12 protein-coding genes are annotated in these 14,703 nt (G+C 69.8%); 5 read left to right on the top strand and 7 right to left on the bottom strand.

Going from position 1 to position 14,703, the window contains the following annotated elements:
* Position 1 precedes the first annotated feature (1 nt).
* Positions 2-2,881: a WG repeat-containing protein gene (locus tag ACFWP0_RS25565; RefSeq protein WP_377846939.1), complete on the top strand. Its 2,880-nt coding sequence runs from the start codon at positions 2-4 to the stop codon at positions 2,879-2,881.
* On the opposite strand, the gene ACFWP0_RS25560 is transcribed toward ACFWP0_RS25565, so the two are convergent.
* Positions 2,875-3,735, bottom strand: a complete 861-nt coding sequence (locus tag ACFWP0_RS25560; RefSeq protein ID WP_377846937.1) for an oxaloacetate decarboxylase — start codon at positions 3,733-3,735, stop codon at positions 2,875-2,877. The genes ACFWP0_RS25565 and ACFWP0_RS25560 overlap by 7 nt on opposite strands.
* A 103-nt stretch (positions 3,736-3,838) precedes the next feature.
* On the opposite strand from ACFWP0_RS25560, the gene ACFWP0_RS25555 reads away from it, so the two are divergent.
* The gene (locus ACFWP0_RS25555) at positions 3,839-4,729 is read left to right on the top strand and encodes a LysR family transcriptional regulator (RefSeq protein ID WP_377846935.1); all 891 of its coding nucleotides are present in this window, start codon (positions 3,839-3,841) and stop codon (positions 4,727-4,729) included.
* A gap of 12 nt (positions 4,730-4,741) precedes the next feature.
* Here the strand turns inward: ACFWP0_RS25555 and ACFWP0_RS25550 are convergent, their stop codons facing one another.
* The 4 genes from ACFWP0_RS25550 to ACFWP0_RS25535 all read right to left on the bottom strand — a co-directional run bounded on the left by ACFWP0_RS25550 (position 4,742) and on the right by ACFWP0_RS25535 (position 8,258).
* A complete protein-coding gene (locus ACFWP0_RS25550; RefSeq protein ID WP_377846933.1) occupies positions 4,742-5,557 on the bottom strand; it encodes a siderophore-interacting protein in 816 nt (271 codons plus the stop codon).
* A 28-nt stretch (positions 5,558-5,585) separates the two neighbouring features.
* Positions 5,586-6,320 carry a PadR family transcriptional regulator gene (locus ACFWP0_RS25545; protein ID WP_377846931.1) on the bottom strand — a complete coding sequence of 245 codons (735 nt, stop codon included), beginning with the start codon at positions 6,318-6,320 and terminating at the stop codon, positions 5,586-5,588.
* Between the two features lie 63 nt (positions 6,321-6,383).
* Complete coding sequence (locus tag ACFWP0_RS25540; protein ID WP_377846929.1) at positions 6,384-7,277, bottom strand: DMT family transporter; 894 nt, start codon at positions 7,275-7,277, stop codon at positions 6,384-6,386.
* A gap of 102 nt (positions 7,278-7,379) precedes the next feature.
* Positions 7,380-8,258, bottom strand: coding sequence for a helix-turn-helix transcriptional regulator (locus tag ACFWP0_RS25535; protein WP_377846927.1), 879 nt, complete (start codon positions 8,256-8,258; stop codon positions 7,380-7,382).
* Between the two features lie 96 nt (positions 8,259-8,354).
* Here ACFWP0_RS25535 and ACFWP0_RS25530 point away from each other — a divergent pair, with 96 nt between their 5' ends.
* The gene (locus ACFWP0_RS25530; protein ID WP_377846925.1) at positions 8,355-9,794 is read left to right on the top strand and encodes an MFS transporter; all 1,440 of its coding nucleotides are present in this window, start codon (positions 8,355-8,357) and stop codon (positions 9,792-9,794) included.
* An 18-nt stretch (positions 9,795-9,812) separates the two neighbouring features.
* Here the strand turns inward: ACFWP0_RS25530 and proC are convergent, their stop codons facing one another.
* Entirely contained in the window at positions 9,813-10,619 is an 807-nt protein-coding gene (gene proC / locus ACFWP0_RS25525) for a pyrroline-5-carboxylate reductase (protein WP_377846922.1), read from the bottom strand.
* A gap of 36 nt (positions 10,620-10,655) precedes the next feature.
* Positions 10,656-11,789 (bottom strand): alpha-hydroxy acid oxidase, encoded by a 1,134-nt coding sequence (locus ACFWP0_RS25520; protein ID WP_377846920.1) that lies wholly within the window; start codon positions 11,787-11,789, stop codon positions 10,656-10,658.
* A gap of 338 nt (positions 11,790-12,127) precedes the next feature.
* Here ACFWP0_RS25520 and ACFWP0_RS25515 point away from each other — a divergent pair, with 338 nt between their 5' ends.
* Together ACFWP0_RS25515 and ACFWP0_RS25510 are read left to right on the top strand one after the other, a co-directional pair.
* Positions 12,128-13,555 (top strand): FAD-binding oxidoreductase, encoded by a 1,428-nt coding sequence (locus tag ACFWP0_RS25515; RefSeq protein WP_377846918.1) that lies wholly within the window; start codon positions 12,128-12,130, stop codon positions 13,553-13,555.
* Between the two features lie 49 nt (positions 13,556-13,604).
* On the top strand, positions 13,605-14,687 hold the full coding sequence (locus ACFWP0_RS25510) for an ABC transporter substrate-binding protein (protein WP_377846916.1): 1,083 nt from the start codon (positions 13,605-13,607) through the stop codon (positions 14,685-14,687).
* Positions 14,688-14,703: the final 16 nt, after the last annotated feature.

Genomic DNA, 14,703 nt, shown 5'->3' with positions numbered 1-14,703 from the left:
CATGACGTCACGCGTGATCCGAACCACCCGTATCGCCTGCGCCCTTGCCGCGCTGGGCGCGTCGCTGTCCGTGCAGGCGCAAAGCGGCCATGTGTATTGCCTGGAAGAGGCCGACTACCGCGCCTATCCCGCCGCCGACGACATCGCCGGCCGCAATCCCTTTGCCAACGGCTGCATCCGCGACCTGTCCGACGAGCGCGCCGCGGTGCTGCTTCCGTCGGCCATCGAGAACATCGACCGCGTGCCCCGCAACGGGTCGCTGCGCCGCCATGCCTGGGGCTTCCTGGACCAGAACGGCCGCGTGGCGGTTCAGCCCATCTTCGAGGCGGTGGGCGACTTCCGCCACGGCCTGGCCGCCGTGCTGTGGCAGGGCAAGTGGGGCTTCATTGACAAGAACGGCCGGATGGCGGTGCGGCCACGCTATGACGAGGTGCAGGATTTCGTCGAGATCGGGCTGGCGGTGGCCACGCTGGACGGGCGTCCGCTATTGATCGACCGCCGGGGCAATCCGGTGGGCGCCCCGCTGGAGGACAACGTGCGCGCCCTGCGCCTGTCCGAAGGCGTGCCCGCGCGGGCCACGGTCCAGTACAAGGAAGAGTACCGCTCGGCTGCCGGCGAACGCCGGTATGGCGGAACCGGCGTCGTCATCTCGAAGCCCTTCGGCCAGGGCCTGTACATCGCCACGAACGCCGAGGGCAAGTACGGTGTGGTCGACGGAGACTGGAAATGGATCATCGATCCGGCGCTTGAGGACCTGTCTGTGCATGAGGGCGGCACGCTGGCCACGGGCTATGGCCGCGACGGCGCCGTGCTGGTCAGCCCCGAGGGCAAGCTGATCGGCGCCGACCAGCACTACGAAAGCCTGAACCTCGTGGGCAAGGCATTCTGGAGCGCGGAGCTGCCGCGCCGCGCCGGCTATGCGGTGCTGGACGCGGCGGGCACGCTCGTAGCCACGCTGACTCCGGACGAAGGGCAGGCCTCGCAGCGCTACGGCGACACCATCGTCTATCCCTCCGGCGGCAACATCGTGGCCCTGGCGCCGGGGCATGCCGCGCCGCTCACGCTGGGAACCGAACTGTCCGCCACCCAGGACGCCGAAGGCTATGTATTGTTCGTTGACGACCAGCGCCTGCCCGCGGGCCTGTTGACGTCGACGGGCGCGTGGCTGCATGGCGAAACGGCGCCGGCCTGGCTGGCCCAGGCCGGCCGCATCGAAGCGCGCCAGGACAGGCTGTGGGTGTTCGATTCCGAAAACAAGCTGCTGAACGTGCTGGACCAGGACGGCAAGGCCTTGCTCAAGCCTGAAGCCGTCAAGGCCGCGCAAGACCTGGAACTGAAGCCGCTGCCGGCGGACGTTCCGGGCGGCCCGCTGGGCCTGCTGGGGCAGAGCCATTGCCACTGCGCCGACGCCGGCGCGGGGATGCTGCTGGCGGACGGCAGCATCGTCGCCGATCCGTCCTGGACCGGACTGGTCCCGCTGGATGCCGACGAGGACGCCGGCGGGCTCGGCGCGGCGCAACTGCGCTACGCCGCCGAAACCGCCGACGGCATGCTGCTGCTGGACGCCCGAGGCCAGCCGGTGGGCCTGCCCATGCAGCAGCACATCGGCCTGTTCCGCCATGGCTACGCCCAGGTCTACGGCGACGGCGTCGTGCGGATGATCGACCGCGGCGGCAAGACCTACGATTTGCCCGAGAATTTCGACACGCAAACCGTGGCGCCCGGCGTGGTCCGCTTCCTGAAGACCGCCGCCGACGGCGCCCCCTGGGGCCTGTACGACTTCGTGGCCGGCAAGGAACTGGCCGCGCCCAGGTTCCACGACATCGGCGCGTTCAGGAACGGCCAGGCCGTGGCCTCGCTCGGCCCCGGCCGCGTGGGCGTCATCGACCTGCAGGGCAGGTGGATCGTGCCGGCCAGCCACCACGGCGTCGAGCGCGTGAACGACAAGCTGTGGCGCGTATTGCAGGCCGGCAAGCAGGAAGAGGACTACAACCGGCCGGCGGCGGTGTTCAATGCGCAGGGCCTGGCGCTGACCGCGTTCGTGCGCGGACTGCAGGTCGGCGCCTATGGGGATGGCTCCATCACCGCCGGCAGCGGCAAGCACCGCTGGATCATCTCGCCCGACGGGACGGACGCGCTGGACATGAAGGATGCGGACTACGTGCGCCTGGGCGACTGGATGGAGATCCGCCGCGCCGACCGCCAGGGCTACCTGAACAGCCAGGGAAGCTGGCAGATCGAGCCCGCCGCCGCGCTGGGCTCCACGTTCCACGGCTCGCCTGCGCGGGCGCTGTCGACGGACGACACGGGCACGCGCGTGATCGACGCAAGCGGCAAGGTCCTGGCGACGCTGGCGGATGGCGAATGGAGCTGGCCGCGCGGATCCGCCACGCTGCTCAGGCATTACCCGGCGGGCGGCAAGACCATGACGGACTACACCGACCTGGCGGGCAAGACCCGGCTCACGGTCGAGGGCTTTGCGTCGGCGTATTCGGAAGGACGCGCGGTCTCGCAGCTGTCGAGCGACGGCGTGCGCGCGGTCGATGCCAAGGGCGCATTCGTCGGTCCCGCGTTCGATGCGCTGGGCGCGATGCGCGACGGCCTGGCGCCCGCAAGCGCGGAGCGCGCCTATGGCTATGTGGACGGCCAGGGCAGGTTCGCCATCCCGGCCGAATACAAGGTCGTGTCGCCCTTCGCGAATCATCGCGCGGTGGTCTCCACGGTGGACGATACGCGGATCATCGACCCCGCGGGCAAGACGCTCGCGCGCGTTGCGATGGAATGCGGCATCCGCACGCTGTACGGCGCCGCCGGCCAGCGCTTGTGGCCGCGGCGCATGCCGCAGCGCTGCCAGGGCGCCGCGGGGTCCGATGGCTACTGAGCATCCAGCGCCAGATAGCGGCGGGTCTGCACGATCTCTTCGCGCTCCTTGAAGCTGGTCAGCTGGCCGGCCAGCGCGCTGCTGTCGCCCGTCTGCCTGATGGCCGCAAGCGTGGCCTGCATCGCGTGGATGGCGGCGCGCTGCAGGTCCGACGGAATGATCGCCAGCCGGTAGCCCATGGCGGCCAGCTCCGGCAGCGGCACCAGCGGCGTCTTGCCGCCGTAGAACATGTTGATGAGCTTGAGCCCCGGCAGGCGTTCGGCGATGGCGCGGATCTGCGCCAACGTCTCGGGCGCTTCCACGAAGATCATGTCCGCGCCCGCCTTCAGGTAGCGCTCGGCGCGCGCGATGGCGGCGTCGAAGCCCTCCACCGCGATGGCGTCGGTGCGGGCGATGACCAGCGTGTCCGCATCGGCCAGGGTCTGCCGGGCGATGTGGACCTTGCGGCACATCTCTTCGGCGTCCACCAGGCTCTTGTCGTCCAGGTGGCCGCAGCGCTTGGGAAAGGACTGGTCCTCGATGTGGAACGCGGCGACGCCCGCGCGCTCCATGATGCGAACCGTGCGCTCGACGTTGGCCGACCCGCCAAACCCCGTGTCCGCGTCCGCCACCACGGGCAGGCCGCTGGCGTCCACGATCTTCTCCACGCGGTCCATGACTTCGGTGAAGCTGAGCAGGCCGATGTCGGGATAGCCCGCGGCGCGGGCGATGGCGCCGCCGCTGGCGTAGACGGCGGAAAAGCCCGCCGCGGCGACCAGCCGGGCCGACAGGCCGTCGTAGGCGCCGGGCGCCGCGACGATGTCCTGGGCCAGGCGCTGGCGCAGCAAGGCGCCGGGTTTGAGAGGGGTGCTCATGCGGATTCCTTCTGGCGATGGATGGATGTGTGCATGATCGGTCCGCAGAACTAGAATGTCCAATATATGGAAAATTGATAACCAGGATTTTTTACGTATCAATATGGAATTACGCCACCTGCGCTATTTCGTCGTCACCGCCGAGGCCCAGCACTTCACGCGGGCCGCGGAACTGCTGGGCATGGCGCAGCCGCCGCTCAGCCAGCAGATCCGTCAGCTCGAACAGGAAGTGGGCACGCCGCTGTTTGACCGGACCGGCCGCGGCGTGGCGCTTAACGACGCGGGGCGCGCCTTTCTTGCGTGCGCGCAGGACATCCTGCAACGCGCCGATGCCGCGGTGCGCACGGCCCGGCGCGCCGCGCGCGGAGAGGTCGGCGAGCTGACCTTGGGGTTCACGGAATCCGCGTCGTTCAATGGGGTGGTAACCGAGCTGATCCGCCAGTATCGGCAGCGATACCCGGACGTGGAGATGACGCTGTCGCAAGGCGACAGCGAAACGCTGGTGGCGCAGCTGCGCGAGGGCGAGATAGACGCCGCCTTTGTGCGGCCGCCTTTCGCGCTGGACGGCGGGCTGAGGTTTGCGCAGTTGGCCGAAGAGCCGCTGGTGGTGGCGCTGCCGCTGGGCCACGCGCTGGCGCGCCGCAAGCGCCTGGCGCCGGCGGACCTGGCGCGCGAACGCTTCATCCTGTATTCGCGCAAGTCGGGCTACGGGCTCAGCGCGGACATCATGGCCGCGTGCCGCCAGCATGGCCTGAACCCGGTGATCGGCCAGCGCGCGCCGCAACTGTCGTCGGCGGTGAACCTGGTGGCGGCCGGGATGGGCGTGGCCATCGTGCCGGCGTCCCTGCGCCATCTGCGCCCCGACGGCGTGGTCTACCGCCCCTTCGCGCTGGACTGGCCGCGGGCGGTATTGGGGCTGGCGGTGCGCGAGCGGGCGCCCGGCGGGCGGGCGGCGAACCTGTTGAGGCTAGCCCGCGATCCGCGCAAGGCGTGAAGCGCCGCGCGCTCAGTCTTCGTGCGACTCGTGCACGGCGACCGCGCCGCGCTTCCAATAGCTGGCGGCGCGAATGCGGCTCTTGTCGATGCCGTGCTGCGCCACCATGATTTCGCGCACGGCCTTGGCCACGGCCGATTCCGCCGCCACCCACACATAGCCTTCGCCCTGCGGCAGCGCCAGTTCGCGCGCCGCTTCCAGCAGCAAGGTGCTGTAACCGGGGGCCGTGCCGTTGCGGTGCAGCCAGCGGACCGAGGCCTGGGCGCGGGTGGCCAGCGGGATCTCGTTCGCGGCGGCGGGCACTTCGATCAGGACCAGCGCCTGCGCCGCGGCGGGCAGTTCTTCCAGCCGGCGCGCCATGGCGGGCAGCGCGGTTTCGTCCCCGATCAGCACGTGCCAGTCGAACGCCTTGGGCACCACAAAGGAACCGCGCGGGCCGCCGATGCCAAGCTGCTGGCCGGGTTCGGCCTGCTCGGCCCAGGTGGACGCAGGGCCGTCGCCGTGCAGCACGAAATCTATGTCCAGTTCCTGGCGGCCGGCATCGAAGCGGCGCGGCGTGTAGTCGCGCGCGGCGGGCTTGGCCGCGCCCTCCGGGAACTTGACGCCATCGGGGCCGGCGGTGGGCAGCGCCAGCGGCTGCGAGGGATCGGCGGGGAAGAATATCTTCACATGGTCGTCGAAGGATGCGGACACGAAGTCCTGCAGGTCTGCGCCGGTGAAGGTGACGCGGGCCAGCATGCCGGCGATGCGTTCGACGCGGGCCACGGTCAGCGCGCGCATCTTCAGGGTGTGGCGCACGCGTTCTACGTTCAGGTCGCTACGGGTCATCAAAACTCCAGATCGGTGGGGAACGGGATCAGGCGCCGGCCTTGCCGGTGATCTCGTCGGTCGCGCGCGCCAGGATGGCGGCGATGCGTCGTTGTTCGGCGGGGGAAGCGTCGGTGCGTTCCAGCAGCGCGCGCTTGAGCGCCTGGCGGGCCTCCACGAATTCAGGTACCCAGCCGGTGCGGGCATCCTCGCCCTCGGGACCGGTGCTGCGCGGCTGGCCGCTCCAGGCTTGGCGCATCCAGTCCATCTTGCGCGCCACGTGCTTGAGCTTGTTGAACATCATCGACAGGCGGTCGCGGTTGGCGTCCAGATGCGCCTTGCCCGGCGCAGCCAGGTGATAGCGCTTCTTCGCGCCCTCTTGCTCGACGGTGGCGTAGCCCAGTTCTTCCAGGTAGGTCAGCGCGGGATAGACCATGCCGGGGCTGGGCGTGTAGAAGCCGTTGCTCAGGGCGCCCAGCGCCTTGATGAGCTCATAGCCGTGGCTGGGGTTCTGTTCCAGCAGGCCCAGCAGCATCAGTTGCAGGTCGTCGCCCGTGACCTTGCGGCTGCGCGTGAAGCCGCGGCCGTCGCCGCCGAAGCCGTCGGCGTCGCCGCGGCCGTCGGACGAGCCCGAGAACCAGTCGCCGCCCGCGCTGGCCTGGTGGTGGTGATGGTGACGACCGCCGTGGCCGTGATGCTCGTGGCGCCCGTGAGCGTGATGCCCGTGGGCATGGCGCGCCTCGAAAGCATGGCGGAACGCGGTCAGAAAATGGGAATGGCGCATGGTTAGCTCTTAAGATGTATCTTACGATATAGATCGTACGATATACCTGCCCGCCCCCGGCCGTCAAGCACGCCGTTCAAGCACCCCGGCGGCGATGCCGGTCACGATCAACGCCATGCCCGCCAGCAACGAGGCGCTGAGCGGCTCGTGCAGGATTACGGCCGAACACAGCAAGCCGAATACGGGCACGCCCAGCAGGCCGATGGACGTGACGCCCGCCGGCAGGGACCGGTTCACGTTCACGGCCGCCCAGTACGCGATGGCGATGCCAAAGACCCCGCCGTAGCCCAGCAGCCACGCCAGGTCGGCGCTCCAGTCCACCACGGGCATGCCTTCCGCCGCGAACGCCAGCGCCGACAGCACCCCGGTCGCCAAGAGGGCCTGCCATAACGCCAGTTCAAAGGGCGGCGTTGCCCAGCGGTGGGCGCGCACGTAGACGATGTTGGCCGCCCAGCACAGCGCGGCCAGCAGCACCAGGCCGTTGCCCAGAAGGGCATCGCGGTTGCTCCAGTCGAACGCGAGCGGGTTGAAGATGAGGATCAGGCCCGCAAGCCCCAGCGCCAGTCCGGCCTGCCGGCCGCGTCCGATGGGTTCGCGCAGGAACAGCCAGGCGGCCGGTATCACCCATAGCGGCGTGGTGTAGGCCAGCACCACCGAGCGGCCCGCCGGCACGTATTGCAGCCCCAGGCTGACCAGCGCGGCGAACGCGCCCATGTGCAGCAGGCCTACGCTGAGGATCACGGGGATGTCGGCCTTCACCGGCCATGCGACGCGGCGCAAGGCCAGGCCCAGCGCCAGCAGCGCGGCGGTGCCCGCCATGCTGCGCGCGGCCACCGCCCACAGCGGCGTCATGTGCAACAGCAGCAGCTTGCTGACGACCCAGGTAAAGCCCCAGGCCAGCACCACCACGGCAAGCAGCAGCATGGCGTTTGGACGAGAGAGCGTGGCGGTGGACATGGGCGGCAGGCGGATCGCGCAAACGGCGTCCGCAAGACAGAAGGCGAAGGGAGTTCCGACTATAGGAGCCGCCCGCGGCGTCCCCGTAGACCCACGGCGCGCCTATTCTCTGGAGCCAGGCGGCGGCGTCCGGCCCGCCTGCGCCCAGCGCGCAAAGTCGGCGGCCTTCGGTTCGTCCGGCGCGGGCGCATAGACCACCAGCCGCAAGTGCCGGCTCTCGTCGACGCTCAAGGTGGCGTGCTCGAACGCGATATCGCCCAGCGGGTGCACGTGCAGGCTGCGCAGGCCCATGCACGCGCCATGCACGTCGTGCTCGCGCCACCAGGCCTTGAAGTCGGGCGACACGCTTTCCAGTTCGTCGACCAGTTCCGCGATGTCGGGCGCACCCGCCGCGCTGGCGAAGTCGCGCCGGAAGGTGGACAGCATGCCGGGGGCCTGCGCCGCCCAGTCCACGAACAGCCGCCGCATCGCCGGCTCCACGAACAGCATCCACAGCAGGTTGCGGCGGCCCGGCGCCTGCGCCGAAAAATCGAACACCCGATCCGCGGCGGCGTTCCACACCACCACGTCCCAGCGCAGGTTCAGGATGTAGGCGGGCCGCGCGGGGAGGTCGTCCATCAGGCGGCGCACCTGGGCCGGCACCGTGCACCAGGTGCGGCCGGGCTCGGTGGGCGGACGCTGGTGCGCCAGCAGGTACAGGTGGCGGCGTTCGGCGGCATCCAGCCGCAGCACGCGCGCCAGGTTTTCCAGGAAGGTGGCCGACACGCCGATGTTGCGGCCTTGTTCGAACCAGGTGTACCAGGCAAGCCCCACGCCGGCCAGCGCCGCCACTTCCTCGCGGCGCAATCCGGGGGTGCGGCGGCGGCCGCCGGCGGGCAGGCCGAGATCGGCGGGACTGAGCCGCTCGCGGCGCAGGCGCAGGAATTCGGACAGATCGGCGCGGGTGCGCTCCAGGCGTTGGGAAGCGGCGGTGTCGGTCATGAGGCTATTGCGGTTAGTAATAGCATAAACAGCTAAATTGTATAAGGCTGGGAGTCTGCCCAGAATAGCGCCAATCCCGACTCCGATGGCGCTTTCATGACGACCTCCGCACTGCCCTCCCCCTGCGCCTGCGCCGCCGCGCCGCCCATGGGCCGCTTCGGCCTGGCCGTGCTGCTCTCCGGCGGCTTCATCACCATCTTCGACCTGTTCGTCGTGAACGTGGCCATCCCCAGCATGCAGGCCACGCTGTCGGCCAGTTTCGCGCAGATCAACTTCATCATCGCCGCGTACGAGCTGGCGTACGGCGTGCTGTTGATCGCGGGCAGCCGGCTGGGCGACCGCCACGGCAGGCGGCGGCTGTTCGTGCTGGGCATGGCGGGCTTTGCGCTGGCCTCGGCGCTGTGCGGGCTCGCGCCCACCGCCAACACGCTGATCGGCGCGCGCATCCTGCAAGGCGTGGCCGCTGCGATGCTGTTCCCGCAGGTGTACGCGCTGATCCGCGTCAGCTACGAAGGGCACGCGCGGCGGCGCGCGTTCGGCCTGCTGGGCATGACGTTGGGGCTGGCGGCCATTGCCGGGCAGGTGCTGGGCGGATGGCTCGTGCATGCCGATCTGTTCGGACTGGCGTGGCGCGCCATCTTCCTGATCAACGTGCCCCTGGGGCTCGTGGCCTGGCGGCTGGCGCGCCACATGCCGGAATCGCGCGAGCCCTCGGGCGCGGCCATGGACTGGCCCGGCGCCGCGCTGGTGGGCGCGGGGCTGGCCCTGCTGCTGCTGGCGCTGATCGAAGGCCCGGCGCGCCACTGGCCCGCCTGGACGCTGGCCAGCGCGGGCGCCTCGGTGGCCGCGCTGGCGGCGTTCGTGCACATGCAGCGCCGCATCGCCGCCCGCGGCGGCGCGCCGCTGGTGGACATGGCCTTGCTGGCGCAGCCGCGCTTTGCGGCAGGCTGCCTGCTGGTGATGCTGGTGTTCTCCACCGCCAGCGCCATGTTTCTTTGCTATGCCTTGCTGGTGCAAACGGGCTTCGGGCTGGACGCGCTGACGGCCGGCATGATCTTCGCGCCGGCCAGCGTGGGGTTTGTGGCCGGGTCGATGGCCGCGCCGCGGCTGGTGGCCCGGTTCGGCACGCCGGCCATCGCGCTGGCCGCGCTGCTGTATGGCGGGGCCACGGCGGCGCTGATGCTGCAGGTGGGCGCCGCCGGCGCCGGCCTGGCGCCGTGGACGCTGGTGCCGGCGCTGGTGTGGCTGGGCGCGGCGCAAGGCGCGGTCAACACGCCGCTGGTGAACCTGGCATTGGGTCTGGTCGAGGACCGCCAGGCCGGCATGGCGGCGGGCGTGGTGTCCACCTTGCAGCAGGTGGGCGCGGCGCTGGGCGTGTCGGCGGCCGGCATGCTGTTCGGCGGCACGCTGGACGCCTATGCGGATGCAAGCGCGGCCGAGCGCCATGCGCGGGCGTTCGCGTCGGCCATGCAGTTCAACGTGGCGGCGATCCTGGCGGCGGCGGCCCTGCTGTGGTGGCTGGGCCGCCGCCGCTAGCGGCTTGCGTTTCGAAGGCTAGCCGGCGGACAGTTCGCGCGCGCGCTGTTCGGCCTTGTGGACCGCCTGCGCGATGGCCTGGGCCACGCCGGCTTCCTGCATGTGCGACAAGGCGGCGTAGGTGGTGCCGCCCTTGGAGGTGACGCGGTCCTGCAGTTCGGTCAACGGCACGTCTTCGCTGGCGGCCAGGCCGGCCGCGCCGCGAAACGCCGCCACCGCCAGCCGGCGTGCATCGGCGGGCGCAAAGCCCAGCTCCACGGCGCCCTTTTCCAGGGCCGCCATGAAGTGGAAGACGTAGCCGGGGCCGCTGCCCGTCACCGCGGTGACGGCGTCGATCATGGCTTCGGTCTCGGTCCAGATGCGCTCGCCCACGGCGGCGAACAGCGCGTCGACCTGCTCGCGCTCGGCCGGGCCGCAGGCCGGCGTGGCGTACAGGCCGGTCATGCCCAGGCCCACCTTGGCCGGCGTGTTCGGCATGGCGCGCACGATGCGCGCATGGCCGCCCAGCCAGTCGGCCAGCGACGCCAGTTCGACCCCCGCCGCGATGCTGACCACGGTGGCGCCGGCCGCCAGATGCTGGCGGACCTGTCCGCAGGCCTCGCGCAGCACCTGCGGCTTGGTGGCCAGCACGCACAACGCGGCGTCGGCAATGCCGGCGTCGACGCTTGCGCGGCACGGCAGGCCGCGCGCGGTCAACGCGTCGCGGGTGGGCTCGTAGGGCTCGATCACCAGGAAGTCGGCCAGCGCGCGGCCCTGGCCGAGCAGGCCGTCGATGATGGCCGAGGCCATGTTGCCGCCGCCGATGAAGACGATTTTTTCACGCATGTTGCTTCACTTCCAGAGTAAGGATTGCAAGACGGTTCAGCGCTTGCGCACCGCCGCGGCGTCCAGCGCGCCGATGCGGTTGCGGCCCAGCAGCCTGAGGGTATTTTCCAGTTCGCAGCGCAGAATGGCCAGCACCTCGTGCGCGCCCCCGGGCCCCCTGCCCGCCAGCCCGTACAAGGGCGCCCGGCCCAGCAGCACGGCGCGCGCGCCCAGCGCCACGGCCTTGGCGATGTCGCTGCCCCGGCGCACGCCGCCGTCCACCAGGATCTCCAGCGAGCCGCCCAGTTCGGACGCGACCTCGGGCAGCACCTCCAATGGCGACGGCGCGCTTTCCAGTTGCCGGCCGCCGTGGTTGGACAGGACGATGCCGTCCACGCCATGGGCCTGCGCGCGCCGCGCGTCGGCCAGCCCCTGGATGCCCTTGATGACGATGCGCCCGCGCCAGGCGCGGCGCAGCCAGGCGACGTCGTCCCAGGTCAGCGCGAGGTCCATCTGGCGGCTCAGGGCGGACGCCTGCTCGGTGATGTTCTCGCGCGCGTTGGAGCTGACGGCCAGGTTCTTGAGCTGCGGCCCGCCATGGCGCAGCATGCGCCAGCACCAGCCCGGGTGCGCCGCCAGATCCAGCAGCAGGCGGCGCGACGGCCGCAGCGGCAGCTTGAAGCCGTTGCGCTTGTCGTGGTCGCGGTTGCCGTGGACCGGCACGTCCACGGTGAGGAACAGCGCCGTGTAGCCGTTCTGCCAGGCGCGGTCCATCAGGTGCTCGGCGATGCGGCGGTCCCGCTGCACATACAGCTGCAGCCAGAGGTCGCCGGACGTGGCGGCGCGCACGTCCTCCAGCAAGGAGGTGGACGCGGTGGACAGCACGAACGGCAGCCCCGCCTGGTGCGCGGCGCGCGCCAGATGCTCGTCGGCCTCGGGCCAGAACAGGCCATTCAGGCCGGTGGGGCCCACGATGGCGGGCATGGCGGCGTCGGCGCCCAGCACGGACACCTCCAGCCGGCAGTCCGTCACGTCCACCAGCACGTCGGGGCGGAATTCCAGGTCGGCATAGGCCGCCGCGTTGCGCGCCAGCGTGATGCCGTCTTCGGCTCCGCCCTCCAAGTAATCGAATGCCAGCCGGGGCAGGCGTCTTTGCGCCTGCCGCCGGTACTCCATCACGCTGGGAAGCATGTCCCTTCCTTCATCCGCACGGTGAGATTAGAATTGCATATCGAGCAATATGATTGTATTTCGATCATTTCAAAGATCGCAATCAGGGACTGCCATTAGGCGTTGCAAATGCTGGACACGCGGCGGGCCAAACGCCAGGAAGCTTGCCAGAATGCGGGTTCGCGGTGATTCGGGCTGCTGGAGCGACAGTCGGGACCAGACGCTTTCACCCCTAGGATATACCCTATAATCAATTGATATACGATTAATCAAATCTCAAAGCGATTTAAATAATCGTATGCTGTGCCTCAATGCGCTCGGGGTTCCGTCGATCCCCCCGCCCCATTCGGGACACAGACATGACCAACGGCATCACCCTGCTAGACGCGTTGACCCAGGCCCTGGGCCAGGACGCCATCCTTCATTCCGACGCCGACACGGCCGGCTACACCGAAGACTGGCGCGGCCGGTACAAGGGCCCGGCGCTGTGCGTCGCGCTGCCCGGGAGCACGCAGCAGGTGTCCGACATCGTGCGCCTGTGCAACCAGCACGCCACGCCCGTGCTGCCCCAGGGCGGCAACACCAGCCTGTGCGGCGGTGCGGTGCCGGACGCGGGCGGCATGCCGCCCGTCATCGTGAACCTGTCCCGCATGCGCAAGATCCGCGGCGTCGACGCCGCCAACAACTCCATGGAAGCCGAGGCCGGCTGCGTGCTGGCGACGGTGCAGGAAGCCGCCGCCGCCAGCGGCCGCCTGTACCCGATCAGCCTGGGCGCCGAGGGCTCCTGCCAGATCGGCGGCACCATCGCCACCAACGCCGGCGGCACGGGCGTGCTGCGCTACGGCAACACGCGCGACAACATCCTGGGCCTGGAAGTCGTGCTGCCCGACGGCCGCATCTGGAATGGCCTGACCGCCCTGCGCAAGAACAACACGGGCTTCGACCTGAAGCACCTGTTCATCGGCGCCGAGGGCACCATGGGCATCGTCACCGCCGCCGTGCTGAAGCTGCATCCGCTGCCCACCGCGCACGCCGTGGCATGGCTGGCGCCGGACAGCCCGCAGGCGGCGCTGGACATCCTGGGCCTGTTCCAGCGCGCCTGCGGTTCGCGCCTGTCGGCCTTCGAGATGATCGACAGCAATCAGCTGGACGTGGTGATGGAGCACGTGCCGGGCCGCAAGAATCCGCTGGCCGGGGCTCACCCCTGGCATGTGCTGGTGGAGCTGTCCGACACCGGCGGCGACGCCGGACTCCAGGACCTGCTGCAGCAGATCCTGGAGCAGGCTTCCGAGCAGGGCCTGCTGCATGACGCCGTGGTGGCCAGCAACGGCGCCCAGCGCGCCGCGCTCTGGGAAGTGCGCCACAGCGTGTCGGAAGGCAACAAGAAGGCCGGCGTCGGCCTGACCACCGACAGCGCCGTGCCCGTATCCAGCGTGCCGCGCTTCATCGAAGCAGCCACGGCGGCAGTGCGCCGCCTCGTGCCGGGCCTGCCCGTGCTGATCGTGGCGCACCTGGGCGACGGCAACGTCCACTTCATTCCCTTCTTCACGTTCGACGCCTGGAACGCGCTGCCCGACCGCGACGCCATGGCCGCCGCCATCCGCCGCGCCGTCAATGACGTGGCCGACGCGCTGGGCGGCACGTTCAGCGCCGAACACGGCGTGGGCCGCACGTCGCTTGCCGAAATGGCGCACTACAAGTCGCCGGTGGAACTGGCGATGATGCGCGCGCTGAAAGCCACCTTCGATCCCGCCAATCTTTTCAACCCCGGCCGCTTGCTGCCTTGAGCCGTCATTCTTGATCCGCAGTCCCTGACCCGACCCGCAGGAGTCTTCCATGAAATCGACCTCCCACAACGCCTCGCGCCGCAACGCGCTGAAATCCGTCGCGGCCGGCGCCGCCGCGCTCGCCATGCCCATGATCTGGACGCCATCGCGCGCGGCCTCCAAGCGCATCGTCGTGCGCGACGACGGCGGCATCTACAGCAAGGCCTATGGCGCGGTGTTCTACAAGCCCTTCACGGAAGCCACCGGCATCCAGGTGGTGGGCGTGCAGGCCAACGCCGAGCCCACGGCGCAGATCCGCAGCATGGTGGACACCGGCAACTACACCTGGGACATGGCCAAGATCAGCCAGCCCGCCATCCTGATGCTGACCGAAGGCGGCAAGGTCTACCTGGAAAAGCACGGCCTGGAATCCGACCCCGTCGTGGCCACCATCCCCAAGCAGTACATGTCGCCCTATGGCGTGGGCAACAACGTCTACACCACGGTGCTGGCCTACCGCACGGACGCCTTCAAGGGCCGCCGCGCGCCGGCCTCGTGGGCCGACTTCTGGAACGTGAAGGAAATCCCGGGCCGCCGCGGCCTGCGCAAGCATCCGTTCGACACCATCGAAGAAGCGCTGATGGCCGACGGCGTGCCGACCGACAAGGTCTACCCCTGCGACATCGACCGCGCGCTGGCCAGCCTGGACAAGGTCAAGCCGTCCGTGGACGTATGGTGGAACACCGGCGCCCAGGTCGAGCAGATGCTGGGGTCCGGCGAGGTCGACATGATCGCCACCTGGGTATCGCGCGCGCAGTCCGCCATCGCCAACGGCGCGCCGGTGCAGATCGTGTGGGACCAGAACATCTGGGGCTGCGACAACTGGTCGATCCTGAAGGGCACGCCGAACGCCGACGCCTGCCGCGAGTTCATCAAGTTCGCGTCCGACCCCAAGCGCCAGGCCGCGCTGGTCGAGTACTTCGCCGCCGGCGTCACGCAGCCGGCCGCCTTCGACTACATCAAGGCCGACGTGGCCCGCAACTGCCCGACCCATCCCGACAACATCAAGACGGGCCTGCACATCAACGCGGCTTACTGGCTGGACAAGCAGCGCGACGTGATCGAGCGCTTCAACGGCTGGGTCCTGAAGTAATACTTTTCTAGTTGAA

The organism is Achromobacter sp. NPDC058515, assembly GCF_042721735.1.
Classification (GTDB): domain Bacteria; phylum Pseudomonadota; class Gammaproteobacteria; order Burkholderiales; family Burkholderiaceae_B; genus Achromobacter.
This window is presented reverse-complemented; position numbering and strand designations above follow the sequence as displayed.